A 9,367-nucleotide genomic window follows, 5' to 3' on the forward strand; every position below is an offset into this window, starting at 1 on the left:
GGGAAAGGCAGCGTAAGTCCGCCGCTCGCCACCTGTCCCGGGAACACCTCCTATGACTCCCTGTTTCATGGCTCTCCCTGGACAACAAAAAGCGGACAATTCATTTGCTACAAAACCGGACAGTTCTATTTGTTGACAACACAGACGCCAATCCAGCGACTCACGGCACGCGTTGCCGCGGCAAGCCCCACATTACTGGAAGAAGTGTCAACCGCAACGGCTCCTATCAAACCGGCCATCGCCGTACTTAATCCGTCGGCCATCAATCCGCCCGCAATCGGTTTCATGTCCGGTTTTTCCAGATCCGGGCGCGTGATTTTCTGCGCCGCGAGCAGGTTGCCGAACGACTTGAGCGATCCGCAAATGGAAATCACCAGAAAAGGCAGAGCAAGCGACCAGTCGAAGGCCAGGCGAAACTGCGAAAGCCCCTTAAATGGAATGGCGAACACAGGAACTTCGCCGAGCATCTGGTATTGGACCGGATCAAAAGGAGAAATACAAAGTGCCACCCCCCATCCGACAAAAATACCGATCAGCAGGCAATAAAGCTTTACCTGTCCCTTTCCCCAAAGATTGCACCCAACTATCACCATCAGCGTCACACACCCCACCGCGATATCCTGCCAGATAACCTCGTCACCGGCAACGGGCGAACCGCAAAAGTTGGAAAAAGCCATCGGTATAATACTAACTCCTACCATCATGACCGTCATTCCCACCACAAGCGGCGGGAACAGGGAGCGCAATCGTGAAACAACCCTTGAGAGAAACATCTCAATAATGCCGGCAAAAACCAGCATTCCCTGCATCAGCGGCAAACCACCCTGGATAACGGCAGTAATGGATAATGCCAGATATGAAGGCCCGCCAATGTTCGGACAAAGATAACCGGAACCAATCCAGCGCAGGCGCACAGCCTGGATAATGGTTCCTACCCCGGAAATTATCATGGTCAGGCTGACCATAGTAATGGCCATTTCCGTCGACCCGCCGAATTCCTTGACCAACAGCACGGGAAGCATGGTGCCGAGTATCAGTAACATTCCCTGCTGAAGGCTCAACAGGATCAGGTGACCTGCCGGCGGCACGTCATTCTGCCCGTAAACCAATTCAGTATCCGGTTTTGCTGATGCCATTTGTGTCGCTCCTTACCGCCACCAGGCGCTGTGGGGCGCGTCGATCACCGTGCCAACGATAACCGGTTCTTCCCCCATCGTGCAGCGTCGCGCGTAAATGATTTTCTTCTGATTGTTCATCGACAGGGGAGAGTGCGCATACAGCACAACCTGTGCCTCGTTCTCAGTCTTTAATCTCCGTAAAAGGTACTTGAACGGATAATGCCCGACTGCGTCTTGGAATTCCAGCAAGTCGCGCTTATAGCGTTTCTTCAAAACCGGATCGATAATCGACTTTCCATTTTCACGTAACAGGAAGACGGCCGTGTTGTGGAAAAAATACGGACCGGCCGGGGTAAGCAGTTCATCTAAAGCCTCCTTGCCGCGTGTCTTCAGCAGGTGCTCGGCATCCGTTACCGCAATTCGTGCAAACTCCAGTTCAGCGCCGATATCGTAATGACCTCCGCCAACGTAACATTCAGTGCCATCCGGCAACCTCACCGCGAGATTACATGCGGATTTCCATTCCAGGAAAAGGCCATGCGGCCGATTCCAGTAGAAATGAACCCAACCGTGCCGGTTGAGCGGATTTTTTATCTCGTGGGAAATCAGTTTATGCAACGGCTTCCCAAGCTGATCGGTAAACGTGTCCAACCGTGTGCCAACCAGCGCGGGGTTCTCTCCATGGTAAAGGCACATGCCATCCGATGAACGATAAACGTATAAATACAGGCCAAACTGGTGAGACTTCATCTTATCCAGAAGCGGAAAGGCTTTCTCTCCCTTTTCTTCCAGCAGAGCTTTGGCCCAGGTAACAGTCTTGACGAGTTCACGCGTGACACGGAATGTGTATTGGCGATACAACTCGTCATGTGTCTTCATCAGATGGACCAAGCGTCCTACGACAAACAACAGGAACACCAGCGCCAGGAGGGGTAAAATGAATCGTTTCGCACTCTTTGGTTGTTTGGGTTTCCCCTCCGATTCATCTCTCGGTTTTTCTTCCATTCTCAGCATCCTCTAAATCGCAGGCCTTTTCACACTAATGCTACCGCCGCTTATACTAATGACAGGGATTTTGGTTATCGATGGGCTTTTATCTTAACAGAGACATATCGAAAAGCAAGGGTGTTTTTTCAGGATTTTACCGGGGAGACATGATTTTAGGCTGCCAACTCTTTTGGTTTACGAAAGGAAAAATGGGTCGCAAATGTTAAATTACGTACAGGGCTTCGTTATGTTGTGCTAATTTACCCGGAGACTTGGCCTTATATGCTGTTTCTGCTCCCCGGATCAAGTCCGGGGCAGGCTTGGCTCATAGCTTTGCACTCCGGTTTCCTTCAAACCTTCCTCACGGAAACGCCCTTGCCTTTGGCTAATACTTTTGCTAATATATCAACCCATTAGCAGGGTTAACGTATAGGGAACTTTTACCCCACCTGTCTGTGTGCAACGCACAGGCAGATAAGTTCACGCCCATGCCGTGCGAAGGGGTGAGCAGATCGCTAAAATAACCGATTACAAACTTATAGATTGAGGTAATTACTTGTTGACGGACGTCCCTCAATTCGTAGCCCCGTAAAATTAATTTGAGAAATGGAGGAATCAATGATTAAGTCCTCGCCTATTGCCTGTGAAGAATTTGTTTCATATTTAGAAAAGCTTTTTACAATCTCACTGAACGATATCAAAGTTATTATTACAGACTTTCACGCGGAAATGCAGAAAGGCCTTTCCGGTCATGAAAGTTCCCTGAAGATGATACCTTCATTTGTTGACAGGCCGAAGGGAAATGAAAAGGGTAGGTTTATCGCACTTGATCTTGGCGGCACAAACTTTAGAGTGCTTGCGGTCGAACTTGACGGTAAGGGGAACTCAAGTGTTCTGGCTGTTAGCAAATTTGCCATTCAGAAAAAAGACATGCAGGGAACAGGGGTGCAGCTTTTTGATTTTATTGCCGGCTGCATTGATTCCTTCCTGACTGAAAATAATATTGACAGAAAAAACTTCTATGACCTCGCGTTTACTTTTTCTTTTCCTGTAGAACAGATAAACATTGCCGCTGGTACGCTTATAGTCTGGACAAAAGGTTTTACAGCAAAAGGAGTAGAAGGCGAAGATGTTATAATACTGTTGAATGAAGCTTTGAGAAGGAAGAATATTAGCTGTATTAAAGTCGCGGCCCTTGCCAACGATACTGTAGGTACTTTGGTTGCTAAAAGCTATACCGACCCCACCTGTGACCTGGGCGTTATAATGGGCACCGGAACTAACGCGTGTTATCGGGAAAAGCTCTCGAATATACCGAAATTGAGAGGACTGGATCCTGAAGGGTATATGATTATCAATATGGAATGGGGCAATTTCGATAAACTCAGGCTGACATGTTACGATAAACAGTTGGACGAGGCTTCAGTTCATCCAGGCGCCATGTACCTTGAAAAAATGGTATCCGGTATGTATCTGGGTGAGATCACAAGGCTTATTTTAATAGATTTGATAAAGAGAGACCTCATATTTTTAAATGAATCCGACGCCGCTGAAAGTTTTAAGAAAAAAGATTCGTTGAAGACAGAGCATATGTCCCTGATTGAAGGAGATGAAACAACAAATCTTGGCGAAGCGGAAGAATTTCTTAACAATAATGTAATTTCAAACATTACTCTTCACGACAAAACAATACTAAAACGTCTGTGCGAATTTGTATCAGCCAGAGCGGCCAGGCTTGGCGCGGCTGCCATCTCCGCGGTAATTACCTGGATTGATCCGGAACTTAAGGATATGCACACTGTTGGCATTGACGGTTCACTCTTTGAGAAATACCCCGGATTTGGAGCTAAAATGACGGATGTATTCAAAAAACTGTACGGCGAAAAAGCGGAAAAAATAACATTAGTTCATTCCAAAGATGGCTCCGGTAAGGGCGCAGCCATTATAGCTGCAGTAGCCGCGTCGTCTGAAAAAAATAAAACGTGATATAAAGAAAGCTATTAACAAACAAAAATACTGAAAACGAGGAGGAACCAAATGGCAGTAAACACAAAGGCAAAAACAAAAGTTTTCTGGATTTGCGTGACAGCTTCCCTTGGCGGACTGCTGTTTGGTTTGGATCAGGGGTTTATCAACGGGTCTCTGGGCTTTATTCAGAAAACCTTCAATTGGACAACAGCTCAGGGTGAATCATTCGCGAGTATTATTCTGATAGGCGCGATAATCGGTGCATTCTTAAGCGGTTTTATTTCAAAAGCCATTGGACGTAAAAACACTCTTCTTTTAGCAGCACTGTTTTTTTCGATATTCACTGTCTGGGGTTCAAACACACACTCAGAGACTGTTCTTTACTTTACCAGAGTATGCCTGGGGCTTGCTGTAGGATGTGCTTCCTTCGTAGTACCGCTCTACCTTTCTGAAATTGCTCCCGCTAAACTCAGGGGCGGTTATATCTCCCTTTATCAGTTTAGTATTACTATCGGTATTTTTGCTATTTATGTAAGCAATACTTTAATAGGCAAGACTTCCACCAGCGATGATCCATGGAGACTGATGCTTTTTATTATCTGCATACCGGCTATTATAATGCTGATTTCCGTGTTTACTATTCCTAAATCTCCAAGATGGCTGATGCTCAAAGGCAGAGAAAAAGAAGCTGAAGATGTCCTTACTAAAACCAGAGAAACTGAAGCTGAGATTAAAAATGAACTGACGGAAATCAGGGAAAACCTTGAACAGGGGGAAGGTTCACAGAAGATGGGTGTGGTTGCTATGCTTGGTAAATCTTATTTTGCCAAAATAATCATTCTCGGCATCCTTCTTCAGTTACTGCAGCAACTTAGCGGGATCAACTGTGTGATTTACTATTCTACAATAATTTTCGAGAAGGCCGGATTTAATAATCCCAGTGTGGCCACAGTAGCCTGCGGGCTTGTTAATATGCTTGCTACCCTGATCGCTATTTTCTACTGTGACAAATGGGGGAGAAAACCTATTATTTATATGGGACTGATCCTGATGATTATTACGTTACTGTTTCTGGGCACTGAATTTATGAGAATTGAAAGAGGAATGCAGGTACACAGGTTAGGACAGACAGTTATACTCGGTTCCTGTCTTGTTTATCTGCTTGCATTCGGTTTCTCTTTAGGGCCGCTAATCTGGGTAATCTGCGCGGAAATATTCCCATTGGAAGCCAGAGACTTCGGTCTTACTGTTACAACAATGGCCAATTGGATCGGCAATTACTTTGTTGTCAGGTTCTCATTAAGCTTTATGGAAAAATGGGGCGGATCTACTCTGTTCTTTTTTTTCGCGTTCTTCTGCCTTCTCGGGTTTGTGCTGATAGGAGGATATACTCCTGAGACCAAAGGCGTTTCACTTGAAAAGCTTGAGATCAATCTGAAGAAAGGCAGGAAGCTTAGAGACCTTGGATGTTCTGAAGCCGACGCGTAATTTAAAAAAGGCAATAAGAGCTTCCTTTTTGCCGAATGTCGCGCACAGCAATGTATCTTATTCGCACGAATGGCCCACGGAGCGGTAAGTGTAACACCACAGTTATTTAAACAGGCAATCTTTTTGCGTTTGAGGGAGGAAAGGCAATGAAGAAAATACTTGTAGCAATAATGTTACTTGCCGGTTTGATGGTTTACGGACAGGCGGATGCCTGCACCATCACGGTTACAGGCAAGACGGCATCGGCCGACGGATCGGTTATGGTATCCCATTCAGACGACGGCCTGAACGACCCCCGCTTGATCTACGTTCCGGCCATGGACCACAAAACCGGCGCATTGCGGCCCGTTTTCTATTCCAATTGCGCCCTGGATTTTAAACCCCAGTGGGGTGCCAGCGAGACCCAGCGGATCATGACCAGGGACCGGGGACCAGCCTATGACACGCCCGGTGTGCCGCCCAGCGTGCCCTTGGGATTCATCCCCCAGGTATCCCACCTACGCCTACTTTGACGCCAATTACGGCATCATGAACGAGCACCAGCTATCAATCGGCGAATGTACCGATAAGGCCAAGGTGCACCCGGAACCGGAACCGGGGAAGCGTCTCTTCTATTCGGCAGAACTTTCCCGCGTGGCCCTGGAACGGTGCAAGACTGCCCGGGAGGCCGTAAAGCTAATGGGTGAACTCATTGAGAAATATGGTTACTACGGAACGGGCGAAACACTGGCCGTCGCCGATCCGAAAGAGGGCTGGGTCATGGAGATGTGCGGCTATGATATGAACGGGACAGACGGCGTCTGGGTAGCGCAGCGTGTGCCTGACGACGGCTTCTTTGTGGCAGCTAACCAGTTTCGCATCCGGGAGGTGGTCAAAGGTGCTAAAGACATGATGTACTCCCGTAATATTTTTGAAGTGGCAAAGAAGAAGGGCTGGTGGAAGCCCGAAGACGGTCCCCTTGACTGGACCAGTGTCTATGGTGACGGCGAATTTCATCACCCCTATTACTCCCTGAGGCGCGTCTGGCGGGCTCAGTCCCTCGTCGCACCCTCACTGAACCTGCCCGCATGGGTAGAAGGGGCGTTCACGAAAAAATATCCCTTCACTATCAAGCCTGATCAGAAACTGACCGTGAGCAATATCTTTGCCATACACCGGGACAATTACGAGGGTAGCGAGTTTGATCTGACAAAAGGTCTGGCAGCCGGTCCCTTCGGCAATCCCAACCGTTTTGAGGGGCAGGCCGAGGGCATGGCCGATAAAGAAGGACGTCTTACCCCTATCAACGGGGAATTCGAGCGGCCACTCAATATCTACCGGTGCGTTTACGCCTACGTGAATCAGTCACGGAAATGGCTGCCGGATCCGATCGGCGGAGACTGACCTGGTTCGGTCCGGACCGACCCGCCACCGCCGTGCTGATGCCCTTTTACGCCGGTGCAACAACATTGCCCGAATCCATACAACGGGGCGACATCCTGGAATTAGAACGGGACAGCATGTGGATTGCCTTCAATTATGTGGCCAACTACGCCATGCTCAAGTATTCTTACATGATCAAGGATGTACACGCAGTGAGAGATCGCTTTGAAGCCGGTGCCTTCGGAGCGCAGCGGGAGCTGGAGGCTCAGGCAGTAGCCCTTTGGAAGCAGAGAGACAAAAATGGTGCCCGCGCCCTTCTGACCTGGCATTCAGAAAATATCGCCGAGAAGGTGCTCCATGAATGGTGGAAGCTTGCCGAACACCTCTACATCAAATATAACGATGGGGCTACCTGAACACCAGGGCGGGCATCGCCCAGTCCGTGTTCTATCCCGCCTGGTGGCTCAAAGAGGTCGGCTACGAAAACGGTCCCACCAGCTCCGGAAGCATCCCGGCAGTAATTGAAGTCTCGGGGGCTTCACGAACGAACCCGGGCAATAACCGCCCTGTCGTTCCCGTTGGGAGTGACAGGGCATCCCGAATATTCGCGAGGATCTTTCCCCACCGTCTTCATCTTATAAAAAAGGTAACCAGCCAAGTGATCGTCTTGTTAGCCATGACCGAAAATTTGCATAGATCATAACGAGAAAAGGATTTATAATTGCCGTACTGGTCCTAAAAAAAAACGGGAACATAAAATCCTTATAAAAGGTTCTCACCAATCACATGATTCTACACATAGATATGGATGCCTTCTACGCCTCTGTGGAAGAGCTGGATAATCCTCAGCTGAAGGGCAAGTGTGTGATCGTAGCTGGGCAGTCCGAACGCAGTGTTGTATCTGCTGCAAATTACGAGGCCAGAAAGTTTGGAGTCCATTCTGCTATGCCGGTGTTTCAGGCACGGCAGAAATGTCCCGAAGCTGTATTTCTTCCGCCCAGGATGGGCCGCTACAAAGAATTGTCAGCAAAGATCATGTCCATCCTTTGCGAATTCTCTCCACTTGTTGAACCGAGTTCGATTGACGAGGCCTATGTTGATATTACCGGCTGTGAAAGGCTTTTGGGAGGGGTAAGGGAAAGTGCCCTCAGTATCAAGAAAAGAATAAAAGAGACATTGAACCTGACCTGTTCACTGGGAGCTGCACCGAACAAGTTTCTGGCAAAAATTGCATCGGATATGGATAAGCCCGATGGATTGACAATCATTGTGCCGGAGAACGTCGAACAGTTTATAAAAACCCTCCCGATTCATAAGGTCCCCGGTGTTGGGAAGAATACTCATAGTAAACTCGAACTGCTGGGGATCAAGACCCTCGGCGATGTGAAAAAATACCCCGGAGAAATACTTGTAAAAAAGTTCGGTAAATTTGGCCACAGGCTAATGGAACTTGCCGACGGTATTGACAGATCAGCCGTAACACCTACTGCTGAGACAAAATCAGTCAGCTCCGAAGAAACTCTTCTCGAAGATACAGACGATAAACAGGTACTCAAGAAATATATCTTGAAGCAGGCGGAAAAAATCGGAAGAGAACTTAGGAAATTGGAAGTAAGGGCAAAAACTATCAGCATTAAGATAAAACACTCAGATTTTAAACAGATTACAAGAAGCGTTACCATTAAAAACCCGACACAATCTTCTGAAGTTATTATCAGGGAAGCCTTTCAATTACTTGAAAACTACGGGATGCCCAAGAAGGTAAGGCTGATTGGTGTTGGAGCGTCGAACCTTGTTCTCAAAGCTGAACCGATACAGATTGACATCTTTGAGCGCGATGACACAAAAAGCTCCAACTGGGAAAAACTTGATCAGGCAATCGACACCATAACCGACAAGTTCGGAACAGATGCTATTAAACGAGCAAGCCTGAAAGATCAAAAATGAATATACCGTGAATTATCATCACTAATTATACATTCCCTGCCAGCAGTATATTTCTTCGCCCAAACGAAACACAGTGCCAGTCCCCTGGCAAAGATTGACACTCCCATCCCCCCCCTTAAGGAGGAGGGCTTCTCAGGCAACGCACGTCCCATCGGACCACGTTGACGCCTGAAGGCTCTGCCCGAGCCTCAGTATAATAATTATCTCATGAAAATTAAAAAAGTTCACTGATCCCGTCAAATATTAGTGGCACTGATGTTCATATACAATAGGAGGGGGAAAGTTTATGCAAAACGATAAAAATGACAAAAAACACCATTCTTTATATTACGCTATATCTGCAATTGTCATCAGCCTGATAATATCACTTTCCTGTGTGGCGGGGTATCACCATTACTTTGCCCCCAGGATAGTAACTGTCGATTTGAAGGGATACGTACAGGCACAAAGGGATCTATTTCTCGCAAATAAGATCGATCAGGAAGGCCTCAGGAGGA

The 9,367-nt window shown here is 47.5% G+C and carries 10 protein-coding genes; 8 read left to right on the top strand and 2 right to left on the bottom strand.

Going from position 1 to position 9,367, the window contains the following annotated elements:
• Positions 1-125 precede the first annotated feature (125 nt).
• Both Q7J27_07545 and Q7J27_07550 read right to left on the bottom strand, forming a co-directional pair.
• Positions 126-1,136 (bottom strand): solute carrier family 23 protein, encoded by a 1,011-nt coding sequence (locus Q7J27_07545; protein MDO9528995.1) that lies wholly within the window; start codon positions 1,134-1,136, stop codon positions 126-128.
• A gap of 12 nt (positions 1,137-1,148) precedes the next feature.
• Complete coding sequence (locus Q7J27_07550; protein MDO9528996.1) at positions 1,149-2,123, bottom strand: hypothetical protein; 975 nt, start codon at positions 2,121-2,123, stop codon at positions 1,149-1,151.
• Between the two features lie 600 nt (positions 2,124-2,723).
• Here Q7J27_07550 and Q7J27_07555 point away from each other — a divergent pair.
• From Q7J27_07555 to Q7J27_07590, 8 genes are all read left to right on the top strand, one after another.
• Positions 2,724-4,091, top strand: coding sequence for a hypothetical protein (locus Q7J27_07555; GenBank protein ID MDO9528997.1), 1,368 nt, complete (start codon positions 2,724-2,726; stop codon positions 4,089-4,091).
• 51 nt (positions 4,092-4,142) lie between these two features.
• Positions 4,143-5,561, top strand: coding sequence for a sugar porter family MFS transporter (locus Q7J27_07560; GenBank protein MDO9528998.1), 1,419 nt, complete (start codon positions 4,143-4,145; stop codon positions 5,559-5,561).
• 146 nt (positions 5,562-5,707) lie between these two features.
• Positions 5,708-6,073, top strand: a complete 366-nt coding sequence (locus Q7J27_07565) for a C69 family dipeptidase (GenBank protein ID MDO9528999.1) — start codon at positions 5,708-5,710, stop codon at positions 6,071-6,073.
• 16 nt (positions 6,074-6,089) lie between these two features.
• Positions 6,090-6,944, top strand: coding sequence for a C69 family dipeptidase (locus tag Q7J27_07570; GenBank protein MDO9529000.1), 855 nt, complete (start codon positions 6,090-6,092; stop codon positions 6,942-6,944).
• A 38-nt stretch (positions 6,945-6,982) separates the two neighbouring features.
• Positions 6,983-7,339: a hypothetical protein gene (locus Q7J27_07575; GenBank protein MDO9529001.1), complete on the top strand. Its 357-nt coding sequence runs from the start codon at positions 6,983-6,985 to the stop codon at positions 7,337-7,339.
• Between the two features lie 26 nt (positions 7,340-7,365).
• Positions 7,366-7,626, top strand: coding sequence for a hypothetical protein (locus Q7J27_07580; GenBank protein ID MDO9529002.1), 261 nt, complete (start codon positions 7,366-7,368; stop codon positions 7,624-7,626).
• An 83-nt stretch (positions 7,627-7,709) separates the two neighbouring features.
• A complete protein-coding gene (gene dinB, locus Q7J27_07585; protein ID MDO9529003.1) occupies positions 7,710-8,870 on the top strand; it encodes a DNA polymerase IV in 1,161 nt (386 codons plus the stop codon).
• A 286-nt stretch (positions 8,871-9,156) separates the two neighbouring features.
• A partial coding sequence (locus tag Q7J27_07590; GenBank protein MDO9529004.1) for a hypothetical protein occupies positions 9,157-9,367 on the top strand: 211 nt, incomplete at its 3' end.

Source organism: Syntrophales bacterium (genome assembly GCA_030655775.1).
Classification (GTDB): Bacteria; Desulfobacterota; Syntrophia; order Syntrophales; family JADFWA01; genus JAUSPI01.